General features: G+C 39.8%; 24 protein-coding genes. 18 read left to right on the top strand and 6 right to left on the bottom strand.

Going from position 1 to position 24,371, the window contains the following annotated elements; all coding sequences use genetic code 11:
• Positions 1 to 2 precede the first annotated feature (2 nt).
• A complete protein-coding gene (gene secD, locus F3G86_RS01765) occupies positions 3 to 1,583 on the bottom strand; it encodes a protein translocase subunit SecD (protein ID WP_103647639.1) in 1,581 nt (526 codons plus the stop codon).
• Complete coding sequence (gene yajC / locus F3G86_RS01760; RefSeq protein WP_149722805.1) at positions 1,583 to 1,855, bottom strand: preprotein translocase subunit YajC; 273 nt, start codon at positions 1,853 to 1,855, stop codon at positions 1,583 to 1,585. The genes secD and yajC overlap by 1 nt, the downstream gene beginning before the upstream one ends.
• Between yajC and F3G86_RS01755 the strand changes: the two genes are divergently transcribed.
• On the top strand, positions 1,831 to 3,123 hold the full coding sequence (locus F3G86_RS01755; protein WP_188116403.1) for an apolipoprotein N-acyltransferase: 1,293 nt from the start codon (positions 1,831 to 1,833) through the stop codon (positions 3,121 to 3,123). The genes yajC and F3G86_RS01755 overlap by 25 nt on opposite strands.
• A gap of 42 nt (positions 3,124 to 3,165) precedes the next feature.
• Here F3G86_RS01755 and metK read toward each other — a convergent pair whose 3' ends face one another.
• Positions 3,166 to 4,371 carry a methionine adenosyltransferase gene (metK, locus tag F3G86_RS01750; RefSeq protein ID WP_021084435.1) on the bottom strand — a complete coding sequence of 402 codons (1,206 nt, stop codon included), beginning with the start codon at positions 4,369 to 4,371 and terminating at the stop codon, positions 3,166 to 3,168.
• Positions 4,372 to 4,509: 138 nt separating this feature from the next.
• Here metK and sstT point away from each other — a divergent pair, with 138 nt between their 5' ends.
• The 13 genes from sstT (at position 4,510) to F3G86_RS01690 (ending at position 16,253) form a co-directional block, all read left to right on the top strand.
• Positions 4,510 to 5,877: a serine/threonine transporter SstT gene (gene sstT / locus F3G86_RS01745; RefSeq protein WP_411160678.1), complete on the top strand. Its 1,368-nt coding sequence runs from the start codon at positions 4,510 to 4,512 to the stop codon at positions 5,875 to 5,877.
• 87 nt (positions 5,878 to 5,964) lie between these two features.
• Positions 5,965 to 7,695 carry a M3 family oligoendopeptidase gene (locus F3G86_RS01740; RefSeq protein WP_188116402.1) on the top strand — a complete coding sequence of 577 codons (1,731 nt, stop codon included), beginning with the start codon at positions 5,965 to 5,967 and terminating at the stop codon, positions 7,693 to 7,695.
• Complete coding sequence (locus F3G86_RS10305; RefSeq protein ID WP_012139975.1) at positions 7,689 to 8,138, top strand: hypothetical protein; 450 nt, start codon at positions 7,689 to 7,691, stop codon at positions 8,136 to 8,138. The genes F3G86_RS01740 and F3G86_RS10305 overlap by 7 nt, the downstream gene beginning before the upstream one ends.
• A 51-nt stretch (positions 8,139 to 8,189) precedes the next feature.
• Positions 8,190 to 10,259 carry an ATP-dependent helicase gene (locus F3G86_RS01735; protein ID WP_149722803.1) on the top strand — a complete coding sequence of 690 codons (2,070 nt, stop codon included), beginning with the start codon at positions 8,190 to 8,192 and terminating at the stop codon, positions 10,257 to 10,259.
• On the top strand, positions 10,256 to 11,077 hold the full coding sequence (truB, locus tag F3G86_RS01730; RefSeq protein WP_149722802.1) for a tRNA pseudouridine(55) synthase TruB: 822 nt from the start codon (positions 10,256 to 10,258) through the stop codon (positions 11,075 to 11,077). The genes F3G86_RS01735 and truB overlap by 4 nt, the downstream gene beginning before the upstream one ends.
• Positions 11,071 to 11,301 (top strand): carbon storage regulator CsrA, encoded by a 231-nt coding sequence (csrA, locus tag F3G86_RS01725; protein ID WP_002941828.1) that lies wholly within the window; start codon positions 11,071 to 11,073, stop codon positions 11,299 to 11,301. Before truB ends, csrA begins: the two co-directional genes overlap by 7 nt.
• Positions 11,298 to 12,041, top strand: a complete 744-nt coding sequence (locus tag F3G86_RS01720; protein ID WP_149722801.1) for a 4-(cytidine 5'-diphospho)-2-C-methyl-D-erythritol kinase — start codon at positions 11,298 to 11,300, stop codon at positions 12,039 to 12,041. The genes csrA and F3G86_RS01720 overlap by 4 nt, the downstream gene beginning before the upstream one ends.
• Positions 12,042 to 12,055: 14 nt before the next feature.
• Complete coding sequence (gene smpB, locus F3G86_RS01715) at positions 12,056 to 12,508, top strand: SsrA-binding protein SmpB (protein WP_035142320.1); 453 nt, start codon at positions 12,056 to 12,058, stop codon at positions 12,506 to 12,508.
• Positions 12,509 to 12,516: 8 nt separating this feature from the next.
• Entirely contained in the window at positions 12,517 to 13,113 is a 597-nt protein-coding gene (locus F3G86_RS01710; protein WP_021092210.1) for a thioredoxin domain-containing protein, read from the top strand.
• Positions 13,114 to 13,175: 62 nt separating this feature from the next.
• Positions 13,176 to 13,610 carry a flagellar basal body rod protein FlgB gene (gene flgB, locus F3G86_RS01705; RefSeq protein ID WP_009294075.1) on the top strand — a complete coding sequence of 145 codons (435 nt, stop codon included), beginning with the start codon at positions 13,176 to 13,178 and terminating at the stop codon, positions 13,608 to 13,610.
• Between the two features lie 8 nt (positions 13,611 to 13,618).
• Entirely contained in the window at positions 13,619 to 14,119 is a 501-nt protein-coding gene (flgC, locus tag F3G86_RS01700) for a flagellar basal body rod protein FlgC (protein ID WP_012139981.1), read from the top strand.
• Positions 14,119 to 14,412: a flagellar hook-basal body complex protein FliE gene (gene fliE, locus F3G86_RS01695; RefSeq protein WP_002941937.1), complete on the top strand. Its 294-nt coding sequence runs from the start codon at positions 14,119 to 14,121 to the stop codon at positions 14,410 to 14,412. The genes flgC and fliE overlap by 1 nt, the downstream gene beginning before the upstream one ends.
• Before the next feature lie 8 nt (positions 14,413 to 14,420).
• A complete protein-coding gene (locus tag F3G86_RS01690; protein ID WP_149722800.1) occupies positions 14,421 to 16,253 on the top strand; it encodes a peptidoglycan D,D-transpeptidase FtsI family protein in 1,833 nt (610 codons plus the stop codon).
• An 88-nt stretch (positions 16,254 to 16,341) separates the two neighbouring features.
• Here the strand turns inward: F3G86_RS01690 and F3G86_RS01685 are convergent, their stop codons facing one another.
• Genes F3G86_RS01685 through F3G86_RS01675 form a run of 3 tightly spaced genes read right to left on the bottom strand, consistent with a single transcriptional unit; the run spans position 16,342 to position 18,673 of the window.
• The gene (locus F3G86_RS01685; protein ID WP_021084467.1) at positions 16,342 to 16,803 is read right to left on the bottom strand and encodes a hypothetical protein; all 462 of its coding nucleotides are present in this window, start codon (positions 16,801 to 16,803) and stop codon (positions 16,342 to 16,344) included.
• Between the two features lie 47 nt (positions 16,804 to 16,850).
• Positions 16,851 to 17,804 carry a ferrochelatase gene (hemH, locus tag F3G86_RS01680; protein WP_149722799.1) on the bottom strand — a complete coding sequence of 318 codons (954 nt, stop codon included), beginning with the start codon at positions 17,802 to 17,804 and terminating at the stop codon, positions 16,851 to 16,853.
• Positions 17,804 to 18,673: a Gfo/Idh/MocA family protein gene (locus F3G86_RS01675; RefSeq protein ID WP_149722798.1), complete on the bottom strand. Its 870-nt coding sequence runs from the start codon at positions 18,671 to 18,673 to the stop codon at positions 17,804 to 17,806. The genes hemH and F3G86_RS01675 overlap by 1 nt, the downstream gene beginning before the upstream one ends.
• A gap of 170 nt (positions 18,674 to 18,843) precedes the next feature.
• On the opposite strand from F3G86_RS01675, the gene alaS reads away from it, so the two are divergent.
• Genes alaS through F3G86_RS01655 form a run of 4 tightly spaced genes read left to right on the top strand, consistent with a single transcriptional unit; the run spans position 18,844 to position 24,363 of the window.
• Positions 18,844 to 21,402 (top strand): alanine--tRNA ligase, encoded by a 2,559-nt coding sequence (gene alaS / locus F3G86_RS01670; protein ID WP_149722797.1) that lies wholly within the window; start codon positions 18,844 to 18,846, stop codon positions 21,400 to 21,402.
• Entirely contained in the window at positions 21,399 to 21,896 is a 498-nt protein-coding gene (locus tag F3G86_RS01665) for a 3-isopropylmalate dehydratase (protein ID WP_107713989.1), read from the top strand. The genes alaS and F3G86_RS01665 overlap by 4 nt, the downstream gene beginning before the upstream one ends.
• The gene (maf, locus tag F3G86_RS01660) at positions 21,896 to 22,438 is read left to right on the top strand and encodes a septum formation inhibitor Maf (protein WP_149722796.1); all 543 of its coding nucleotides are present in this window, start codon (positions 21,896 to 21,898) and stop codon (positions 22,436 to 22,438) included. Before F3G86_RS01665 ends, maf begins: the two co-directional genes overlap by 1 nt.
• Positions 22,435 to 24,363, top strand: a complete 1,929-nt coding sequence (locus tag F3G86_RS01655; RefSeq protein ID WP_021087919.1) for a transglycosylase domain-containing protein — start codon at positions 22,435 to 22,437, stop codon at positions 24,361 to 24,363. Before maf ends, F3G86_RS01655 begins: the two co-directional genes overlap by 4 nt.
• The last annotated feature ends 8 nt before the right edge of the window (positions 24,364 to 24,371 follow it).

The following is a 24,371-nucleotide window of genomic DNA, read 5'->3' as shown; positions in this document are numbered from 1 at the left end:
CCCTAGCTCCTTTTATAACCAAACCAAAGTCTGGTATTTCCGCTTTTTTCTATCTTATCCATGACTGCATCAAACATGCCGTGAGTGCCTAAAATGGCTGTTAGCATCGAAGCCATGATTCCTATCGCCATTGTCACAGCAAAGCCCTTAACTGGACCAGTGCCATAAGCATAAAGCACAGCAACTGTGATGATAGTAGTTAAGTTTGAGTCGATGATCGCACTCATAGCGTGCTCATATCCCTTTTGAACAGCTGTTCTTATCGCCACGCCTTCACGTAAAAGCTCACGGATACGTTCATTTATGATGACGTTTGCATCAACCGCCATACCGATCGTTAGCACGATACCAGCCATACCTGGAAGCGTAAGAGTCGCTCCAAAAAGCGCCATAACAGCGACCAATATAACGACGTCCGCAACTAGCGCGATATTTGCAAAAATTCCAGAAATTCCATAATAAACTAGCATAAATAGCACGACTAAAATAGATCCAGCAGCAAGAGCAACCATGCTTTGATTGATGCTCTCTTGGCCTAAAGATGGGCCAACGCTTCTTTTTTCTAGCATCTTCACAGGTGCTAAAAGTGCGCCACTTCTAAGTGCGATCGCTACGTCGTGAGCCTCATCAAGGGTAAAGCCACCGCTGATCTGGCCGCTGCCACCACCTATTCTTTCGTTTATAACTGGAGCTGAATAGACCTTGCCGTCAAGCACGATAGCAAGCCTTTTACCCACATTTGCGCCAGTAAAATCACCAAAAATTCTAGCGCCTTCTGAATTTAGTGTAAAATTTATGATCGGTAGGTTATTTTGCTGAGAGAATGCGACCTTTGCATCAGTTAGCATCGAGCCATCAAGCACTGGGATATTTTTAACGACGTATTTTACGCGGTCATTTTTAGCATCTTTAAAGATCACATCACCATAGCTTTCGGCCTCAGCCTCGCTCATGGTATTAGCTTGATCTTGTCTTTTGTCATCAACTGCCATAAGCTGCAAGTGAGCAGCCTTTGCGATAAGATCTCTCGCTCTTTGCTCATCTTCTTCAGTCTTTATGCCAGGAAGTTCGACTAGGATATTGTCTTTACCTTGTCTAGCGACTGTTGGCTCAGCCAAACCAAACTGATCAAGTCTGTTTCTAATGGTCTCAACAGCTTGTGAGATCGCATACTCGATCGTATCAAGCCTCTCTTGCTCTGTTAGAGTGATGTGATAGTTTAGACCATCTTTTTTGATATCAAGCCCTTTTATCTCAGCAAGTGCCTTATCAACTTTTGGAGCCTCGTCACTATCAAGCAGCGCAAAATCAACACTATCTTCTTTTATCTTAAATTTATCAATAAGCACATCTTCTTTTTTAGCATAATAATTTATGCTTCCAGCGATTGATTTGATCTTAGAGTGGATGGCTTCGTTAGTTTCAACACCAAGAAGCATATGAAGACCGCCTTGAAGGTCAAGTCCTAATGAAATTTTAGCTCCACTTTGAGTCTGGAAAAAAGATGGCACCGAAAAGCCAAAACCAAAAATCAAGGCTAATATTAAGATAATCAGCCTATATGTAACTCTTGCGTTACGCATTATTTATCTTCGATCTTTTTAGCTACAAACTCGCGTGCTATACGAACGATTACATCATCGTTAAGTTTAACTTTGATAAAATCATTTTCGGCTTTAATCACTTCGCATATAAGTCCGCCATTAGTTACTATCTTATCGCCTTTGTCAAGAGCTGCAAGCATTGCTGCGTGGGCTTTTTGTTGTTTTTGTTGAGGTCTGATAACCAAAAAGTAAAATATGGCGAAAAGCACAATAAGAGGTAGTAATGATGTTAAAAAATCAGCGTTTTGCATGGATTTCCTTATTTGTAAGATTTTTAAACGGACATTTTAGCACTAAAATTATAATAAAAGCCTTTGTCGGTGCTTTTTTGCTTTCTAATTTCATTTTTTTAGCTATGGCTGAAAATCAAATTTTAAATTTCATCTCACCTTTTCTTACGCTAGCTGGAATTTTCGTCATCATAAATTTAAGCAGAGCTGGATTTTTCGCGGCTGGCTTTTTCACTGGAATTTTGTGGTTTTACTGGATCGGCTTTAGTTTTATCTACTACGAGCTTGTCTGGCTTATACCATTTGTCATCCTCTTTGTAGCCCTTGTTTATGGACTTTTATTTTGGATAGCCTCTTTTCCAAGCTTTATAGCACTAAGAGCCGTTTTACTATTTTTAATAAGCTACATTCATCCATTTGGTTTTAACTGGTTTAACCTTGAAGCCACGCTTGTTTTAGGGGCTTTTGAGCCAAATACTAGAGGGCTTATATTTGTTTTTTTAGCAGCCATTTCTTTGAGTTTAAAAGGTAAAATTTTAAAATTTATCCTAGCTTTTATCTGTCTGATCGCCGCTTTGCAGTTTAAAAGTAGCGAGGCAAAAACTCTGCCATTTGACGTGGAGCTAATAAACACCGATGTTGCTCAAAGAGTGCGCTGGGATAAAAGCTTGCGCATGAAATTTACAAATGAAAATTTAGACTTGATAAATAGCGCCATAGCCGAGCAAAAACGCCTCATCGTGCTTCCAGAGAGCGCGTTTCCATTATTTATGACAAATGAGCCACTGCTTGTTGATGAGCTAAAAGAGCTTTCAAAAAAGATAACCATCGTAGCTGGCGCACTTGCCTATGAAAATAAGCAAATTTATAACTCTGCATTTTTGTTTCAAGATGGCACTCTAAGGCGAATGGATAAGAAATTTTTAGTGCCATTTGGAGAAGAAATTCCTTTGCCAAAATTTATGCAAGATACGGTAAATAAGCTATTTTTTGGCGGAGCTAGCGACTTTAAAAAGGCTGAAAATTTTAGCGACTATGAGATAGACGGAGTTAAAATCAGAAACGCTATCTGCTACGAGGCAACAAGAGAGGAGCTTTATAAGGGCGAATTTGACGCGGTCGTGGCCATCACAAACAACGGCTGGTTTGTACCAAGTAGCGAACCTTTGCTTCAAAGAGTGCTGATAAAACACCTTGCTACAAAATATAATAAAGCGGTCTATCACAGCGTAAATGGCTCAAAAAGCGAGATCATAAAGCCTAAAAAAGCATTTTGGGATGAGTTTTAAAAGAAATTTAAAGTGGCTTTTTAGATAAAGCCACTTTTTTGATTATTTTTTTAGTAAAGCCTTGAAAGTATCAACCGCATCAAGCTTTTCCCAAGGGTATTTTGCATTTCCCACTTGACCTTTTGCAGCTACTTTTGCATATAAAAATGTCTCTTTGCTTGGTTTATCAAGACCAAATTTATTTGTTATCCAGCGAGGTGTCAGAGAAAAATGCTCGCTTACAAAATTTGAAAGCATGTCATCATTTACGCCGTTTGCGTGAGTTCCCATAGTATCAACGCTAACTGAAGTTGGCTTTGCAACGCCTATTGCGTAGCTTATCTGGACGATACATTTTTTAGCAAGACCAGCTGCTACGATATTTTTAGCTATCCAGCGCGCTGCGTAAAGACCGCTGCGATCAACCTTTGTGTAGTCCTTGCTTGACTGAGCGCCACCGCCTATCGGGCTATATCCACCAAAGCTATCAACAATTAGTTTTCTGCCTGTTAGGCCGCTATCGTGAAGTGAGCTGTGATTTACATATCTGCCTGTTGGGTTTATGTAAATGATCGTTTTTTCTTTATTATATAGCTCTTTTGGAAGGCCAGTTTCATCTATTAAATTTTGTATTAGTGCGCGAAGCTCTTCTATCTTCATGCTCTCCACGCAAGGTGCAGAGACGACGATGGTATGGATACTTTGAGGCTTGCAGTTTTCAAAGTTATCTTTGCTGCCGTAATCAATCGTAACTTGTGTTTTTATATCAACACCAAGCTTATCAGGGTTTGCTTTGGCAAATTTATAGACTTTTTCACAAAGCATTCTTGCATAAGTTATAGCTGCTGGCATAAATTCTTTCGCTTCGCAGCTTGCGAAGCCAAACATGATGCCTTGATCACCTGCTCCGATCTCGCCGTCGCTTTGATCAACGCCTTGATTTATATCTGGACTTTGTTGATTTAAGCAAACTTTGACCTCGATATCATCTGGATGCAAGCACTGCTCTTTTGTAAAGTTGCTCTTTCCGTCATATCCAATATGTGCAAGAGCGTCTTTTACGATCTTTTCGTAGTCTTTATAAGAGAGTTTTACCTTTGAGTTTATCTCTCCGCCTATTACTATATTTTTTCCAGCTACAAAAACTTCGCTTGCGACGCGTCCATTTGGATCTTGCGTTAAGATAGTATCAACAATGCTATCAGCGATGATATCAGCGCATTTATCTGGATGACCTGGACTTACAACTTCAGAAGTAAATAGATACATTTTCGTCCTTTTCCTTGGTTAAATTTTCGTGCAATTGTAACAAATCTATATAAAAAGCGAATTAATCTTTTTAAATTTCTTTATATTTAAAAATCATTTAGCTAGAATCAACAAAAAACTAATTTATTAAGGTGTCAAATGAATATGTTTAAAAATATTGCAAGAAGATACGCCGATGGAAATTTGATCGTTCAAATTTTAGTTGGTATCATCCTAGGTGCCCTAGTTGGCTTTTACACACATTATCAGGCAGCCCCTTACAACCAAATCTCAGCTAAAATTCAAACCATCCAAAAAGAGAGTGGCTTAAGCGTAGATGAAGTCATAAAAACTCGCCTTAGCCAAGATGAAGTAAAACAGCTTGACGAAGCCAAAGAAAAGGCTAGTTCGGCTGATTCTATCGCTGCTTCAGCCTCGGTTTTAGGAGATTTGTTTAAAGGCGCTCTAAAAGCGATCGCACCTATTCTTGTTTTTGTTTTAGTTGCAACCTCTATCATTTTAAAAGATTTTGGCCACACAAAAGGCATGCAAAAGATCATCACACTCTACCTTGTTGGCACCTTTTTAGCAGCTGTTGTGGCAGTCATTGCTAGCTTTTTATTTCCTATCGAGATACCACTTAAAGGTCTGCAAAGCGCTGATATGTCAGCACCTCAAGGCATCACAAACGTGCTAAAAGACCTTATCTATAAAATGGTCGAAAACCCTATAACCGCCCTAGCGAACGGCAACTATATAGGCATCATCACTTGGGCGATTGGTGGTGGCATCGCTATGAGATATGCCACACCTGAGACCAAAAAGGTATTTAAAGATATAAGCGACGGCGTAACTCATATCGTTAAATTTATCATTAGACTAGCTCCGTTTGGTATCTTTGGCATGGTTGCTATCAGCATTCATGACACTGGTTTTGAGGCACTTGCAGGATATCTAAAACTGATCTTAGTTCTTGTTGGAGCGATGCTTGTGGTGGCATTTATCGTCTATCCAGCGATGGTTTTTGCACTAACAAAGAAAAATCCTTATCCACTTGTGATGATATGCCTAAAAGAGAGCGCGATCTCAGCGTTTTTTACAAGAAGCTCTGCTGCAAACATCCCTGTAAATATGGCGCTTTGCAAAAAGCTTGGACTAAAAGAGGAGCTCTACTCGATCTCTATCCCACTAGGAGCCACCATAAACATGGGTGGTGCGGCAGTTACCATTAGCATCCTAGCGCTTACTGCGGTAAATTCTATCCCATCTATCACAGTTACATTTGGCGATGCGCTTCTTCTTTGCTTCATCTCAGCTCTTGGCGCGTGCGGCGCATCTGGCGTGGCTGGTGGCTCACTCCTCCTAGTGCCATTAGCGTGCGGACTTTTTGGCATTGGCAACGATATCGCTATGCAGTTTGTAACAGTTGGCTTTACGATAGGCGTCATCCAAGACTCAGTTGAAACTGCGCTAAATAGCTCATCAGACGTGCTTTTCACAGCAGTTGCCTCAGAGACTTCAAACTAATCTTCATAAAATTTCAGCTAAATTTTGGCTGAAATTTTACTTTTATCCATTTTTTTGTAAAATATCCCAAAAATTTAAAGGACGATAATGCAAATTTGGGATCTAAAAGCACTTTTTGCAAACGAAAAAGAGTGCGAACAAAATGCACTAAATTTACAAAAAGAGTGCGAGAAATTTAAAGATAAATACCTTGAAATTTATGAAAATTTAAAAAGAGACGAGTTTTTAAAGGCATTTGGCGAATATGAAAATTTGATAGCTAAAATTTCAAAAGTAATGACTTATGCTTTTTTAAATTTTGCTAAAGATACAAGCAAGGGTGCATTTTACGCAAAGATCGATGAGATAGCAACAAAAGCAAATGAAAATTTGATATTTTTTGAGATCAAATTTAATGAGTTTAGCCCCAAAAAACAAGAAGAGATCATAAAAAGCTCCAAAAAATATGGCTACTATCTAAGCAACCTCGCCAAAGCAAAACCGCACCAGCTAAGCGTTGCAGAAGAAAGAGTCTTGCTTCGCACTGCAAGCACCGGAGCTGAGGGCTTTTCAAGGCTTTTTGATGAGAGCATGAGTAAGATGAAGTTTAAATTTAAAGGCGAGCTTTTAAATGAAGAAGAGATTTTAGCCAAGCTTCATGAGAGCGACCAAAGCGTGCGAAAACTGGCCGCCAAAAGCCTTTCAAACGAGCTTAGCAAGCACCAGCACCTTCTTGGCTACATATATAATATGATAAAAACCGATCTAAAAACGAGCTGCGAGCTGCGAAATTTCAAGCTTCCTGAAGAGCCAAGACACCTTGAAAATCAAATCAGTAAAAAAAGCGTTGATTCGCTCATCGCTGTAACTGAGAAAAATTTTGATTTAGTTGCTAAATTTTACGAGCGCAAAAGAGAAATTTTAGGCCTTAAAAAGCTTTATGACTACGACAGATACGCGCCTCTTAGCAGTGAAGGAGAGTATAAATTTGATGAGTGTAAAAAGATAGTTTTAAAGGCGTTTGGGACATTTTCACCTAAATTTGGCGAAATAGCCAAAAGCGCCTTTAATGACGGCTGGATCGACGTTTACCCAGCGCCAAACAAGCGAGGTGGGGCATTTTCTCACTCAGGATCAAGCGACACTCACCCTTATGTTTTGCTAAATCACACAAACCAGCGTAGAGACCTTTTTACGCTAGCTCACGAGCTTGGTCACGCTGTGCATCAAAAGCTCTCATATAGCGTAAGCTACCTAAACTCAGACACCCCACTAACCACGGCTGAGACGGCTTCAGTCTTTTGTGAGATGCTAGTTTTTGACCACATAAAAGATGGCCTTAGCAAAAAAGAGAAAATTTCTCTGCTCGCTGGCAAGATCGAGGATATATTTGCCACGCTTTATCGCCAGATAAATTTCACCACTTTTGAAAGGGCTGTGCACGCACACGAGGGCGAGATCAGCCTAGATGAGCTAAATAAAATTTGGCTAAGAGAGAGCAAAAAGATGTTTGGCAAAAGCGTCACGCTAAATGACTACTACAAAATTTGGTGGAGCTACATCCCACACTTCATCCACACGCCATTTTACTGCTACGCTTACTCTTACGCGCAGCTTCTTGTGCTTGCACTTTTTGGACTTTATAAAAGCGGCAAATGCAAAAATTTCGTTGAAATTTACACCGAGTTTTTGAGCCTTGGCGGAAGCCTTAGCCCAAGGGAGCTTGTGGGTAAATTTGGCTTTGATATAGATGATAAAAATTTCTGGCAGATCGGCATAAATGAGGTCAAAAAACTAGTAGATGAGTTTTTAGAAATTTCAAAAGGAATAAAATGTTAGACGAAATTTTAGACGATGAGAAATTCGCGCTTTTGATGAAGATGCACGTCTATGAGTGTATTGATTTTTTGCTTGAAAAGGGGCTAAATTTCTCAGTTATGGCAAATTTACCGCTAGTTAGCTTTGAGCCTAGTTTGCCAGATGAGATAAGCAGTGGCTTTAGCATGCCAGTCATTATGTTCTCACTTGGTGGTTACACGCTTGAGAGTACCATGCTAACGCAAGATGAGCTTAGCTTTGAGGCTGGCTTTGGTAGTGAAAATTTTGCCTCAGTGGTATCATTTCCACTTGGAGCGGTGGTTCAAATTTTGGTTGAAAATAGCCCGATCCTTGTAAATTTCTCTATCTACAAGCCAAAAGAGAAGCAAGTCGATCACGCTAAAAAATCAGCCTCAGTCTTTTTGCAAAACCCAAAAAATAAAGATATATTTAAGAAAAAATAGTAATTTTAAGCATTTTTGGCTAAAATCAAAAGAAAATTTAAAAAGCGAAAAATGGAAAAATTACTATCAAATTTAAATGAAGCCCAGCGCGAAGCAGCCACTCACATAGACGGTCCGATGCTCATACTTGCAGGCGCTGGCAGTGGCAAGACAAAGACTATCACAACTAGGCTTGCCTATCTCATCGGCGAGGTCGGCATAGACGCGGCAAACACGCTAACTCTTACTTTCACAAACAAAGCCGCCAACGAGATGCGTAGCAGAGCCATGGCGATGCTAAGCCAAAGCGGCAAAAACTACTCGCCGCTACTTTGCACATTTCACAAATTTGGACTTTTGTTTTTAAAGCTCTATATAGAAAAGCTTGGCAGAAAAAACAACTTCGTCATCATCGACACAGATGATAAAAAACGCATCATAAAAAGCTTTGAAAGTCCGGTCGCCACGGCGATACTCTCAAGTGAAATTTCAAACTACAAAAACTCACTTTTAAGCGTCGAAGAGGTCTATAAAAATGCAAATTTCTCCTCTTTTGACAAGAGCAAGGACAACTTTTACAAACAAGCAGCGCAAATTTATGAAAAGTACGAGGACTATTTAAAGGCAAACAACCTTGTTGATTTTGACGATTTACTAGGGCTTACGTATAAAATTTTAGACGAAAACGAAGATCTTGCTAGAGAAATTTCAAACCGCTACAAATACATAATGGTCGATGAGTATCAAGACACAAACGACCTTCAGTATAAGCTCCTAAAAAAGCTCTGTCTATGCCACGAAAACATCTGTGTGGTTGGCGATGATGACCAAAGCATCTACGGCTGGCGCGGTGCAAAGATAGATAATATCTTAAATTTCAAAGATCAATTTAGTAACGTAAAGATCATCAGACTTGAGAAAAACTATCGCTCAAGCGAGGCTATACTAAAGGCTGCAAACGAACTGATAGATCATAACCGCAACCGCCTTGGCAAGAAGCTTGTAGGCACAAAAGGCGAAGGAGAGGCTGTAAATTTGATAGAGAGCTTTGATGAGAGCGTCGAGGCTGGCAAGATCGCAAAGAATATAAAAGAGCTTTTAAGTAAAGGCGTGCAGGCAAAAGATATCGCGATCTTGTACCGCATAAACGCTCTCTCGCGCTCGCTTGAAGATGGGTTAAACAAAGAGCAGATCGCCTATAAAATGGTAGGCGGCGTTAAATTTTACGAAAGAGCCGAGATCAAAGATATCATAAGCTACCTAAGACTGATAAACAATCCAAATGATGACTTCTCAATAAGACGCATTATAAATCGTCCAAAGCGAGGACTTGGTAAAGTGAGCCTTGATAAGCTTGAAAAGATGGCATTTGAGGGTAAAATTTCAATTTTCGAGGCGATCTCAAACATCTCTGATAACGACGAAGCCTTTAGTAAAAAGGTAAAATCAGCCCTTCTTGAGTTTGCAAACAACCTAAAAGAGCTTCAAGAAAGTAGCTCGGTTTTTGACCTCATAGATAAATTTGAAGCTAAATTTGGCGTGAAAAAATACTACGAGAGCTTGCCAGATGGAGCTGAAAGAGCGGCGAACATCGACGAGTTTTATGCTGTTTTAAAAGATCAGATTAAGCAAAATCCAAGCTTTGATCTGGAGGAGTTTTTAAACGAGATCACGCTAACAAGCGAGCAAGACGGCATCAGCGACGAGGCTATTAGTATCATGAGCGTGCATGCTAGCAAGGGACTTGAGTTTGAACACCTTTTTGTGATCGGCCTTGAAGAGGGATTTTTCCCGCTCATTGGCGATGGTAGCGACATCGAAGAGGAGCGCAGGCTCGCTTACGTGGCGATAACAAGAGCTAAAAAGACACTTAGTCTAAGCTTTGCAAATTCGCGCTTTTACAAAGGTCAGCGCACAAGGCTAAATAAGAGTAGATTTTTAAGCGAGAGCGGTATCACGCATGGCTCGCTAGTTATCGAACAGAGCAATGAATTTAAAAAAGGCGACCTTGTTAAACATAAAATTTTTGGTATCGGCAGAGTAAGCGCGGTTAGCAAGATCAAAAAAGAGTTTAAACTAACTATAAATTTTGGTGGCAATGTAAGAGAGATAATGTCAAGCTTCGTGGAAAAGGCCGTATGAACGCCATTTTCGTGGCAAACAAGCCTGCTGGCATGAGCTCAAACCACTTTTTAGGGCGACTAAAGAGAAAATATGGCGTTAAAAAGGCTGGATTTTCAGGCACGCTTGATCCATTTGCGAGTGGCTGTCTGATAGTCGCTTTTGGCTCGTATACGAAATTTTTTAGATTTTTAGACAAAAGCCCAAAGGTCTATGAGGCGACGATCTGGCTTGGGGCGAGCAGTCCAAGCATGGATAATGAAAATATAACTGAAATTTTAAATGTAAAAGAGCTAAATTTAGAAAAACTTGAAGCTATAAGAGCCGAGCTAATCGGCAAGATAAGCTACATCCCGCCAAAATTTAGCGCCAAACATGTAAATGGCACAAGAGCTTACAAGCTAGCAAGAAGCGGCGAAGAATTTGAGCTAAAGCCAGAAATTATGGAAATTTATGAGAGTGAAATTTTGAATTATTCACACCCTTTTTTGACACTTCGTTTAAGCGTAAGTGAGGGGAGTTACATCCGCTCTTATGCAGAAATTTTTGGACAAAAAGTTGGTTATAATGTAACTTTAAGCTCATTAAAGAGGGTAAGCGAGGGTAAATTTCGCTATGAAAATGAAAAATTTTTAAATATTTGCAATTTTTTAAATATTGAGCAAAACACGTATTTTGGGGATATTAACAACATACTTGACGGCAAGAAATTAAAAATTAACGATTTTGAAACACAAACACAAGGAATTTATTTGCTAAATTATGATAAATTTATGAGCGTAATCCAAATCATGGATGATACTATAAATTACACTTTAAACAAGGTAGAAAAATGTTAATCTTAGCAAGAAAAGAAAACGAAGAAATTTTACTAGGTAACGACATAAAAGTCGTCGTAGTAAGTATCTCAAAAAGCACCGTTAAGCTTGGTATCGAGGCTCCGCGCAACACAATGATACTAAGAAGCGAGCTGGCAAACGATATCAAAAACGAAAATATCCACGCCACAAAAAAAGCAAGCGAAGCCGATATCCACGAGCTTGCGAAAAAAATCGAGAAATGAAAAGCTTTGCAAAGATCAACGTATTTTTGAAGGTAGTTGGCACCAGAGGCAACTACCACGAAATTTTGTCACGTTTTGTTCTTTGCGAGCAGCTTTTTGATGAAATTTATTTTGAAAGGTCAAATTCTTTTGCTATCGAATGCGACAACAAAGAGATAAAAGATAACATCATCCAAAAAGCGATAGACGAGCTAAAAAAAGCTGGCTTTTCAAATGAGCTAGATGAGTTTTTTAGCTCTCACAAAATCATCATCAACAAACAAATCCCAATAGGTGCTGGTCTAGGAGGAGGCAGTTCAAACGCCGCCACTTTTTTACTTATGGTAAATGACGAGCTAAATTTAAATATAAAACGTGAAAATTTGATGCAAATAGCCTCCAAAATCGGCGCAGATGTGGCCTTTTTTGTAAGTGGCTACAAGGCAGCAAATGTAAGCGGCATAGGCGAGACCATAGAAGAATTTGACGATGAAGTGCCAAATTTAAATATCTTCACGCCAAATGTTTTTTGCTCCACACCGATGGTTTATCAAGAATTTAGAAGCAATTTCTTACAATACATAGACGTTAATGCTGCAAAAAAGATGCAAAATTTAAAGAGCGCAGAGCTACTTGAAATTTATAAAAACGAGGAGCTAAACGATCTTTTTGCCCCATGCTTTAAGCTCTATCCACAGATGAATGAGTTTAGGGATAAATTTCTAAGCGGCAGCGGCAGTAGCGTATTTAACGTAAAATAAAAGGTAAAATTTTGATAAAAGATCTAGCGAAAAACAAGAAAGCTTTGCACGACTTTAGCATACTTGAGACCTTTGAGGCTGGCATCGTGCTAAAAGGCAGCGAGGTCAAGGCTCTAAGGGCTGGCAGAGCAAATTTAAAAGATAGCTTTGTGCGCGTCATAAAGGGCGAGCTTTTTTTACTAAATGCCCATATTAGCTATCTTGAGACTACACACAGCGCATTTCGTCCAAATGAGCGAGCAGCCAGAAAACTTTTGATGCATAGAAAGCAGATCGATAAAATTTTCGGTCAAGTATCACAAGATGGGCTTACTTTGGTTGTTTTAGCACTTTATCTAAGCGACAAAAATATCGTAAAAGCAAGGCTAGCCCTTGCAAAAGGTAAAAATTTACACGACAAGCGCGAGACTTTAAAAAGACGCGAGGCAGACAAAGAGGCAAGAGCTGCCATAAAAAGATATGTTTAAGGGATAAGATGAAAAATTTACTCGTTTTAATAATCGCTTTATTTGCTTTTTTTGGTTGCGGAGATGACGAGAGCAGCAGCGTAAATTTTAAAGAATTTAGTCCAAACGAAGAGGTCAAACTTGTAGATGTAAGCGGTAAGGAGCTTACTTTAGTTAGAAAAGATCACGGCTTTGCTATCAAAAATGATGAAAATAAGGTTTTAATGATCGACATTTTTGGCACATTTTGCCCACCTTGCCAAAAAGAGGCAGCTGAGCTTACAAAATATCAGCTTGAAAACAAAGATAAATTTACACTAATCGGACTAACCCACTTTGAAAATGTCACAAATGAGTATGTTTTGCATGAATTTATGCAAAAATTTAATGCCTACTACTTCATAACAAACGATCAAAAGATAAATGACAGACTTGCCGAGCAGATCGTAAGAGATATTGAATACAAACATGAGATCGCACTACCTTTTAAGGTGGTGATAAAAAACGGCGAATATCAAATTTTAACAGACGTAGATAGCGGACAATACGGAGTTAAATACTATCTTGGCGGTATAAAAGTCACAAAAATGAAAGAAGATTTGGCAAAAATTTATGAAACAAAATAAATTTGCCTTATATTTGGAACATCATTTGCTTATAAATGTGTGAAATTTTAGAAGGACTTTAAATGTTTGTTTTAGATAGATCAAAATCTAGCCCACTCGTCGAATCAGCCCTTGCAGGCAGAGAGCTACGCCAAAAGCTCATCTCTGGCAACCTTGCAAATGTTGATACGCCATTTTACAAGGCTAGAGATGTAAGATTTGAAGATGTTTTAAGAGAAAAAGCAAATGAAATTTACAACGTTTCAGAGAGCAAAAAACTAAATTTAGCTAAAACAAACGAAGCACACATGGCTGCGGTTGATTTTCCAAAAAGCGACACAGCTCAAATTTTCTTGCGCGATGGTCACATGGCTAGAAACGATGCAAACACGGTCGATCTTGATGTTGAGACAACAGAAATGGGCAAAAATACAGTTATGATAAACGCCCTTGATAGCGCTTACAAGGCTCAGGGTAATATCTTTAAAAGCGTAATAGACGCAAGTGCTAAGAACTAGGAGAGATGATGTCATACTTAAATGATTTTGATATTAGCGGATACGGACTAAGCGCGCAACGCTTCAGGATGAACGTCATCAGCTCAAACATCGCAAACGCTCAAACCACAAGGACGGCTGAGGGCGGACCTTACAGAAGACAAGAGGTCATTTTTAAAGAGATGAACTTTGATAAAATTTTAAACGATCAACTTAAAAACTCACAAAGTCTGCTTGATTATGAAAATCCACTCGATGACCCAAGCTCACCCAAAAACGCTCACCCTGCCCTAACTAGCGTGATCGTAGATAAAGTGGTGCGCGATGACAAGGACTTTCAACTAAAATACGACCCAAGCCACCCAGATGCAAATGCAAATGGCTACGTCGCATTTCCAAATATAAACCCGGTCATCGAGATGGCTGACTTGCTCGAGGCGACAAGGGCTTATCAAGCAAATGTAGCGTCATTTCAAAACGCAAAAACAATAGCACAAAGTGCGATATCACTTATTTCAGGACAAGCATAATGATAAATAGTATAAATTTAGATAAGTTAAATAAAAACGAAAATTCAAACAAAATAGCAAAAGCAGGCGAAGAAGGCGGCTTTGAAAACGCATTAAACGACTCTTTAAAAGAGCTAAACAAGGTTCAAATAAACGCCGATAAAGCCATCGCTGATCTTGCAACTGGCGAAGTAAAAGACTTGCACCAAGCAGCTATCGCCATAGGCAAAGCGGAGACTAGCATGAAGCTTATGCTAGAAATTCGCAACAAAGCGCTAAGCGCATATAAAGAAATTTCAAGAACGCAAATTTAAGCCATTGAATGAATTCCAGAAAATCAAAAATAACCATACTCTTTTTATTAATTACTTTTGGAATTTCAATCTTTGTGCTTGTTATATTTTATAGAGCGAGCATCGAGCGAAAGCTTCCTAAGCTTCAAACAAGCGATATCAACACCGCGATTCGTGGCAACATCGTCACGAAAGACGGCTTTAGCATCTCATCAAGCCAAAAACTCTACAAAGTGATGCTTGACACCAGAAATATCGACCCAAATAAAAAAGAGATGTTTATCAAGCTCTACTCGCTTTACAGCGGTGACGATCCAAACAAAGTAAGAAAGATCATAAACGGCACAAAAGGCCTTGTCACGCTCTCTTACAGCATCGATGCAAAGGGCGCTACCTATCTTCAGGAGCTTTCAAGAAAGCTAAACCGCAAGGGCATCTTAATCTCGTATCTTGACCCAAAAACTGGCCTTGCCTCATTTCAAGGTATGCGCGTGATGGAGAGCGGTCAAAACCGCAAATTTATGTCTAAAGACGCCCTGACACCAGCTATCGGCTATGTGAGCAAAACAGAGAGCGACGCACTTACCAAAAGTAAAGGCGTAAAAGGGCTTGAGAGATACTACGAAGACTACCTAGCTCCGATACAAAACGCCAAAATCCTTGGCCCACGCGATATCGGCAACAATATAATTTTAACAAGTGATTCAAATTTAGCAACAAGAGTTGATGGCTATAACGCAGTGCTCTCTATACCGCTTAAATTTCAGACCAAACTAGAGCAAATCTTAGATGAAAAGCGTGAATTTTTAGACGCAAAAGAGCTAATCATCTGCATAATGAATAGCAAAAATGGAGAAATTCTAGCCCTAGCTTCTAGCTCAAGGTATGATCCTTCAAACATAAGAAAGCAAGATTACAGCGCGCTAAATTCGAGCGCAAGTGAGTATGCATACGAGGTTGGATCGGTTTTTAAGCCATTTATCTTCTCCATACTACTTCAAGAAAAAAAGGTAAATCCTTTTGAGCTTGTAAATACCTACAACGGCCGCTATCAGCTAGGCAAAAGGATCATCAAGGACACCCACCCAGAGCCTTTTATGAGTGCTGAAGACATCATCGTGCACAGCTCAAACATCGGTATGATCCAGCTAGTAGATAGACTAAATGGCCCACAAATTTATCAAGGGCTTTTAAATTTTGGCTTTTCAAGAAAAACTGGCATCGACCTGCCATACGAGCAAGTGGGTATGATGCCAACGGTTACAAAGCTAAACTCATCGACCTATAAAGCCACAGTTAGCTACGGATACGGCCTGCAAGCGACATTTATGCAGCTTTTGAAAGCTTATAACACCTTTAACAACAAAGGCATCGAGGTGACGCCGCACATGGTGGCATATCTTGAGCGAAACGGCAAGCGCTACGATCTGCCAAAAGCAGAGCCAGCACAGGTCATCTCGCAAGAGACCGCAAAGATAATGAAGAGAATTTTGATAAAAACGGTTGAAAAAGGCACTGGCCTAAAGGCATTTACGCCAGGTCTTGAGATAGGTGGAAAAACTGGCACCGCACACATCGCTTCTGGCAAAGGCGGATATAGCAACACCTATAATGGCTCGTTTTTTGGCTTCGTAAATGACACAAGAGGCAACAGCTACACCATAGGCGTTTTAGCAAGAGACCCTAAAAAGCCTTACTACTACTTTGGTGCGCAAAGTGCGTTGCCGACATTTAAAAAGGCCGTTGATCTAATGGTTGAAGATGGTTATTTATTTCCAGATCCTAATGTCATAGCTGAGTTTGAAGCTAAAAAAGATAAGCTTAAAAACGATAAAGCAAAGCAAAAACCAGCGTTAGATTAAATTTAACTTCTAAGATATAAATATTAAATTTCAAATTTAGAGTTTAAAGAAGAAATTTGGATCTAGGCAAGTAGCCTAAATCCAGAATTTATGCAAGTCCAAGTTCATTTAAGACAGAGCTTAAATTTACAGAATTATTTGTATTTTTACCAAGGCTATTTTGCTTCTCAAGCAGTGTTTGGCTCGTAAGTGCCATGTTTAGCTCTTTGCGGTAGTCACTTAAAATTTTATCCATTATTTTAAGTAACTCATTTTTTTGATCCTGCGTTTTGGTCGGATCATTTATGCTTAAAAGCTCAGTTAGCTCCTCTTTTTTTTGAGCTATTTTCTCTTCTATCTTGTTTGAATTTAGCTCATTTATAAAGCCAGCAGCGCCAATTTCTGTAAGCCTTTTCTTAAACTGCTCAAGCTTGTCTGAAACCTTTGCCTCACTTGTGATCTTATCGAGCGTTAGACTTAAAATTTCATCAAAACTATTTTTTTTATCTTTAGCTTTGCTTGAGCCTGACTGCAACAAATAATCGATAATATCGTTATTTTGAACCTTCATACATCTCCTTTTAAATTTGAGATGCTTTTTATAAGCAAGATTTATTCCTAAAGGCTAAATTCTCTAGCGTTTTTTGACTTTTCTAGGATAAAACTAGCAAATTCATCACTAAAATTTGGACACTGAACGACTTTGTAAAAGCAAAAATTTAGCTCTTTAGCAAGCTTGGCATACTCGATAACTAGCTCAAAAATGGTCTCAGAGTTGTCTATACAAAAAGATAGCGGATAGATAAGCGCTTTTTTATTTTCACACTTTGCCAAAGCCTCGTTTAGTGATGGCTCTAGCCATTTAACTGGGCCAAGACGTGACTGATAAGCAAGGCTCACATCTTTAAAATTTAGCCCCTGCTCTTTTAGCATTTTGCCTAAAATTTGCACATGTTCGTTTATGTGTTTTTCGTAGATATCGCCCTTTTCTATGATCTTGCGAGGCAAAGAGTGGGCTGAAAAGATGAGGCTAATATCGCTTATATCGATATCTTTTATCGCTTCACGGATGTGAGAGACAATGATCTTATTATAAGCGTCATCATCATAAAATGGCTCGCAAAATGAAATTTTAGCTTTAAAATTAAGCTCCTCTTTTGCCTTTTTAAAATCAGCTAAGCTCGAAGTTATCGTAGTTTGTGAGTGATGAGGATAGAGTGGCAAAAGCACTATCTCATCAAATTTTTCATACTTTTTAAGCACATCTTTTACAAATGGCGAAGTGTAGTTCATCGCAAAATCAACCGCTTCAAATTCATTTTGCAAGCTTGAAATTTTCTCACAAAGCTTAGCAGTAAGCTCGCAAAGTGGTGACTTTCCGCCTATTTGCTCGTAGTTGTGTTTTGCAGTTTTTAGCCTACCTTTTGTGATCATGAAAGCTATAAATTTTCTTAAAAATTTATTTTTTATACCCAAAATATACGGGTCATTAAACATATTTGTTAAAAAAATTTCGACATCATCAAGGCTGTTTGCACCGCCCATATTTAAAAGCAAAAGAGCTTTTTTCATCAAAATAGCTCTCTTATCTTTATCGCATCATCAATATTTGAAAGCTCGCTACTTTCGCCACTTTGGCAAAGATCGTAAAAGGCTTCGTATTGCGCTTTTAGTTCGCTATTATTTGTATCTATCTTTAAATTCATCTGTCCATTTTCGCTCACTTGATGAAGCTTATGATCGATGAGATCGCCAAAATAGACGCCATTTTTCGCATTTACCTCTATCTTAAAGCGCTCTAGTGAGCCACAAAATGAGTCAGTGATATGCACTAGAATTTGATTTTTACTCTTAAAACTGATCGCCACGTTGTCGGCACTTTTGGCATTTGTCTTGTTTGTTTGAGTGTAGTAAAAGTCGCTGACTTCTGAATTTATGATATTTTTTGCTAGGTCAATGTCTGAAACTGAGAGCTCATTTATGATGTTTCCATCGCAAAGTGGCTTAAAATGAGCGATTGAAATGCTATAAATTTCCTCTTCTTTTAAAAGTGCCTTTTTTAGCGACGAGATAGTTGGATTAAAGCGCTCAGAAATTCCCGTGCAAACCCTAGTTTTGTTTGTTTTGGCGGCATATTTTATCTCTTTAAGATCTGCGATACTTTTAAAAACTGGACGTGAGATGAGGATGTTTTGACAATATTTTGCGCACTGGCAAAATGCCTCAACCATCTCCTCTCTTGGCGAGCAAAGCACGACTGCTTGAGGCTGGGCAACCTCTATAAATTCTTTAAAATCAGTATAAAAATCAGCTCTGCAAAACTCATCAACATTGTCTTTGTCAAAAATGCCACAAATTTCAAACTCGTTTGAGCGTCTAAGCTCTAAATAATGTTTTTTACCTGTGCTGCAATAGCCGATAATGCCGATTTTTAGCTTCACATTCACCCTTTAAAACTTTAGAAATTTTTAATTATTTTATTTACAAATCGCTTTTAAATAGATAAAACAAGAGATAGTTTTCAAAATATCACTATTTTTTCTCTTTTTAGAATTTCGCAAACGAATTTTGGCTAAAATCAAGCAAAATTTTAAAACTAACAAGGATAAAAATGCAAAATTTAGATATAAGAAAGGCATATCTTGATTTTTTTAAATCAAAAGGTCACGAAGTCGTAGCTTCTGCACCACTCGTGCCAAACGATGCAACACTACTTTTTACAAATGCTGGCATGGTGCCATTTAAGAGCATTTTCACAGGCGAAGTGCCACGCCCAACACCACCTATCCGCACTAGCTGTCAGACCTGCATAAGAGCTGGAGGCAAGCACAACGACCTTGATAACGTCGGTTACACAGCGCGCCACCACACATTTTTTGAGATGCTAGGCAACTTTAGCTTTGGCGAATACTTCAAAAAAGAGGCGATCGCTTACGCTTGGGAATTTGTCACAGAGGTGCTAAAACTACCAAAAGATAAGCTTTATGTAACCGTTCATGAAAGCGACGATGAGGCGTTTGAAATTTGGAGCACTCACATCACAAAAGAGAGAATTTACCGCTTTGGCGATCATGATAACTTCTGGCAGATGGGCGACACTGGACCATGCGGCCCTTGCAGTGAAATTTTTTACGATCAAGGCGCTGAGCACTTTAACACACCTGAAGATTACATGGGCGGCGATGGAGATAGATTTTTAGAGATATGGAACCTTGTTTTCATGCAGTATGAAAGAAGCGCGGATGGCAAACTAAGCCCACTGCCAAAGCCAAGCATAGATACAGGCATGGGACTTGAGCGCGTTACAGCTATCTTGCAAGGTAAATTTAGCAACTACGATAGCACACTTTTTATGCCACTAATTAGCGAAGTGGCAAAGCTTTGCGGCAAGCCATACGTCTATGAAAGTGGCGCTAGCTACCGCGTCATAAGCGACCACATCCGCTCGGTCACATTTTTGCTAGCTCAAGGCACGACATTTGACAAAGAAGGCCGTGGCTACGTGCTTCGCCGTATCTTACGCCGTGCGATCCGCCATGGATACTTGCTAGGCATAAAAGAGCCATTTATGTATAAGCTTGTCGATAAAGTTTGCGAGCTTATGGGCGGACACTACACCTACCTAAACGATAAAAAAGCGGCTGTAAAAGAGCAGATCAAGCTTGAAGAAGAGAGATTTTTAGCGACTATCGCTAGTGGTTTAGAGCTATTTGAGAGCGAGCTTAAAAATACAAAAGAAATTTTTAGCGGAGATGCTGCGTTTAAGCTCTATGATACATTTGGTTTCCCACTTGATCTAACGGCTGATATGCTTAGAGAAAAGGGCTTAAAGGTCGATGAGGCAAGGTTTGATGAGCTTATGAGTGAGCAAAAAGCACGTGCAAAAGCTGCTTGGAAAGGCAGTGGCGACAAGAGTGCGAAGGGCGATTTTAAAGAGCTACTTGAGAAATTTGGCGAGAATAAATTTATAGGCTACGAAGAGCTTAAGAGTAAAAGTAAAATTCTAGCCTTGCTTGATGAAGAATTTAAAAATGTAGATAGCTTAGATGCTGGCAAAGAGGGCTGGGTGATGTTTGATGTCACTCCATTTTACGCTCAAAGTGGCGGTCAGTGCGGCGATAGCGGCAAGATAATTAGCAAAGCAGATGTGCTTGATACACAAAAATTTCATGGGCTAAATTTATCTTTAGTAAAAACTAGCGCGGCACTAAAAGTTGGCGACGAAGTTGAGCTTGAAGTGGGCAGCGACAGAGCAGAGACTGCGCGACATCACAGCGCTACACACTTGCTTCACGCAGCCCTTAGAAGCGTACTTGGCACACACATCGCTCAAGCTGGCTCAAACGTCGAGGCAGATAGGCTAAGGTTTGACTTCTCTCATCCAAAGGCGCTTACTGGCGAAGAAATTTCAAAGGTTGAGAACCTTGTAAATGAGTGGATCTTAGATGGTGCAAATGCAAAAACGCAGGTTATGGAACTTGAAGAGGCCAAAAAAAGCGGAGCGATCGCGCTATTTAACGAAAAATATGCCGACAAAGTAAGGGTTGTGAGCTTTGGCGATGTCAGCAAAGAGCTTTGCGGTGGCACACACGTGAAAAATATAGATGAGATCGGAGCGTTTTTCATCACAAAAGAGAGTGGCGTAAGCGCTGGCGTTAGGCGTATAGAGGCTGTTTGCTCAAGGGCTGCGCTAAATTTAGCAAGGTCATTTAGAGCTGAGCTTGAAGAGCTAAAAGATGAGCTAAAAAGCACAGAGCCGCTAAATGCCATTAAAAAGCTAAAAGGCGAGATAAAGGGCTTAAAAGATAAGCTAAAAAACGCTAAAAGCTCTGGGGAGCTAGCCTTTATAAATGTAAATGATACCAAGCTTTGTGTGGCACACATCGATGGTGGCGACATAAAAACTTTGATAGATGAGTTTAAAAACGGGCACGAAAAGGCTGCTATTTTACTGATCCAAACAGATGAAGAGGGTAAAATTTCTCTTGCAGCTGGCGTGAAAAATGCTCCTATAAAAGCTGGCGCTTGGGTTAAATTTGCAGCGCAAATTCTAGGCGGCAATGGCGGCGGCAAAGACGACTTTGCAACAGCTGGTGGCAAAAACGCTCTAGCCATCGAAGACGCCATAAAAAGCTCACTTGAGTATGCAAGGCAAGCTTTAGAAAAATGATTCATCAAGAGATCGCTTTTTTTAAATTTGATCAACTAATCATCTTCTTGCACATTAGCTTCGTAGCTCTTTTTATAGGGCTACAAGCTGGTTTGGTGCTTACTGGAAGCTATTTTATAAAAAATAAATTTGAAGATAAAGAGCGCTATCACATCTTGCTTCACATCATAAGACGCTTTGGACTAGCTATCTTTGCGCTAGTTCTTGGCATCGCACTAACTAGCCTGATAATTGTCTTTTACTTTGATGATGGCAAAATGCAAAATCCAATGACAAGTGCGATAGTAGCGACCAAATGGGCGATAGAGCTATTTTTACTCTTAAATTTAAGCTATATCTTTTATAGATACAAAAAGGCTTTAAAAACTCTAAGATCGCACGAGATGATCGAGCTAAACGAGAGCCTAATCGTCATCATCTACTACTTTACGCCTCTAAATTTACTAGCCTCGCTTGCGGCTGTCTATCTTGGCGTGAGCTATAGGGGCTTTTGATGATCACTCTTGCTTCTAGCTCGCCAACAAGGGCAAATTTACTAAAAAATGCTGGGATAGAATTTAAACAAATTTCTTGCAGCTTTGATGAGAGCATGATAGCAAAAGAGCTAAAACCTGAAATTTACGTCCAAAACGTCGTAAAAGCTAAAAAAGAGCAGTTTTTAATGGCAAATGGCAAGCTTATAAATTTACTCTTTGCAGATAGCTGCGTGGCTTGTGGGGATAAAATTTTAGGCAAGGCAAAGGACGAAAACGAGGCACTTGCTATGCTAAATTTACAAAGTGGCAATGAGTGTAGCGTCTATACGGCGATGATATTTTTAGGCGAATTTGAGCTTATAAATGTGAGCAAGACCACATATAAATTTGCTAAATTTAGTGAGCAAGAGCTAAAAAGCTACCTAGAAAGTGGCGAGTGGCGAGGCAAAGCTGGAGCCATGACGATAGAAAATTTTAATAAAAAATACATCACCTCCCAGCACGGCGAGACAAGCACGGCAATGGGGCTAAATTTAAAAATATTAAAGGCATTTTTATGAAATATATCTTGGCATTTATCTTTGTAGTTGCCATCGCACTTGGTGGAGCGTTTTTATACTTTTATTCGCAGGTGAGATTTGACGCTTACACTATCATCGACTACAAGCCAAAGCTTGCGACACAAATTTTTGATAGAAATAACGAGCTCATCGCAAATATCTTTGAAGAAAATAGAATTTACGTAAAATATAACGATATCCCGCCACGTGTCATCGAAGCGCTCGTGGCTATCGAGGATACGAGCTACTTTGAGCATGGCGGTATCAACGTAGAAGCCATGGCAAGAGCAGCGATAAAGGATATCAAAGCTAGAAAGCTAGTCGAGGGCGCATCTACGCTAACTCAGCAGCTCATAAAAAACCTAGCCTTAAGCCGCGAGAAGAAATTTACAAGAAAGATAAAAGAGGTTGTGCTTGCTATGAAGCTTGAAAGCGAGCTTAGCAAAGAGGACATCATCGAAAGATACCTAAATCACGTATATTTTGGACATGGCTACTACGGCATCAAAACAGCTGCGGAGGGGTACTTTAGAAAAGAGCTAAATGAGCTAAGTATAAAAGAGATAGCGATGCTAGTTGGCATGCCAAAAGCGCCAAGCACTTATGATCCTACAAAGCACCTTGACCTCTCGCTTAGCCGCGCAAACAGGGTTCTTGAGAGGATGTATAGCATCGGTTGGATAAACGAGGACGAGTACCGAAAGGGCGTGCTTGAGGAGCCAGCAGTCTTTGACGATACGCTCACACGCAATAAAGCTCCTTACGTGGTCGATGAGATCATAAAAGAGGCTTCAAAGAAATTTGACGATATAAAAACTGGCGGTTACAAGATACAAAGCACAGTCGATCTAAACGTGCAAAAGATCGCTCAAGACGCTCTAGTCTATGGCTACAATGAAATTTTAAAAAGAGATAAAAAGGCAAATCCAGAGATGCTAAATGGCGCTATCGTCGTCACTCATCCACAAAGCGGACAAATTTTAGCTCTAATTGGCGGCATCGACTACGCAAAAAGTAGCTACAACCGCGCCACCCAGAGCAAGCGTCAGCCAGGATCAAGCTTTAAGCCATTTATCTATCAAATAGCGCTTGATAGCGGCTACTCAGTCGTCTCTCAAGTAGCTGATATCGCTAGGACATTTGACATGGGCAATGGCAAAGAGTGGACGCCAAAAAACTATAGCGGTGGTTTTCAAGGCTACATCACGATAAAATCAGCCTTAACCCAGTCTCGCAACCTCGCAACCATAAATTTACTAAACGATCTTGGTCTTAGCTCAGTTCGCAAACAGCTTACAGATATGGGCTTTAACGACATCCCTGAAAATTTATCAATCGCACTTGGTAGCTTTGGAATTTCGCCACTTGACTTTGCGAAATTTTACTCGATGTTTCCAAACGATGGCGAAGTGGTCGAGCCTACGCTCATCAAGCATATAGAAAATAGCTTTGGCGCGTCGATGGACTATGAGCCTCAAAAGAAGCAGGTGCTAAAACCTGAGCAGGCATTTTTGATGACTACCTTGCTTCAAAATGTCGTAAATAACGGCACCGGACGCAACGCAAAGGTAAATGGCATCCAGATCGCTGGCAAAACTGGCACGACAAACAATAACATCGATGCTTGGTTTTGCGGCTATTCGCCTGATATCGAGGCCATCATCTGGTACGGAAACGACGACAACAGCCCTATGAAAAAGGTCGAGGGCGGCGGCAGGACAGCTGCGCCTGTCTTTAAGAAATTTATGGAGGGCTATATCAAGCTCTACCCTACCCTAAGACGTGCGTTTGAACAGCCTGATGGTGTCTATAAAGGATATTATAACGGCGCTGACGAGTACTACACAAACGACTCACCGTTGCCGCAAAATACGCCAACAAACGACATCATTCAAGATCAAGAAAACGATGGATTATTATTTTAGGAGATAAG

The organism is Campylobacter concisus (genome assembly GCF_902460595.1).
GTDB lineage: Bacteria > Campylobacterota > Campylobacteria > Campylobacterales > Campylobacteraceae > Campylobacter_A > Campylobacter_A concisus_BL.
This window is presented reverse-complemented; position numbering and strand designations above follow the sequence as displayed.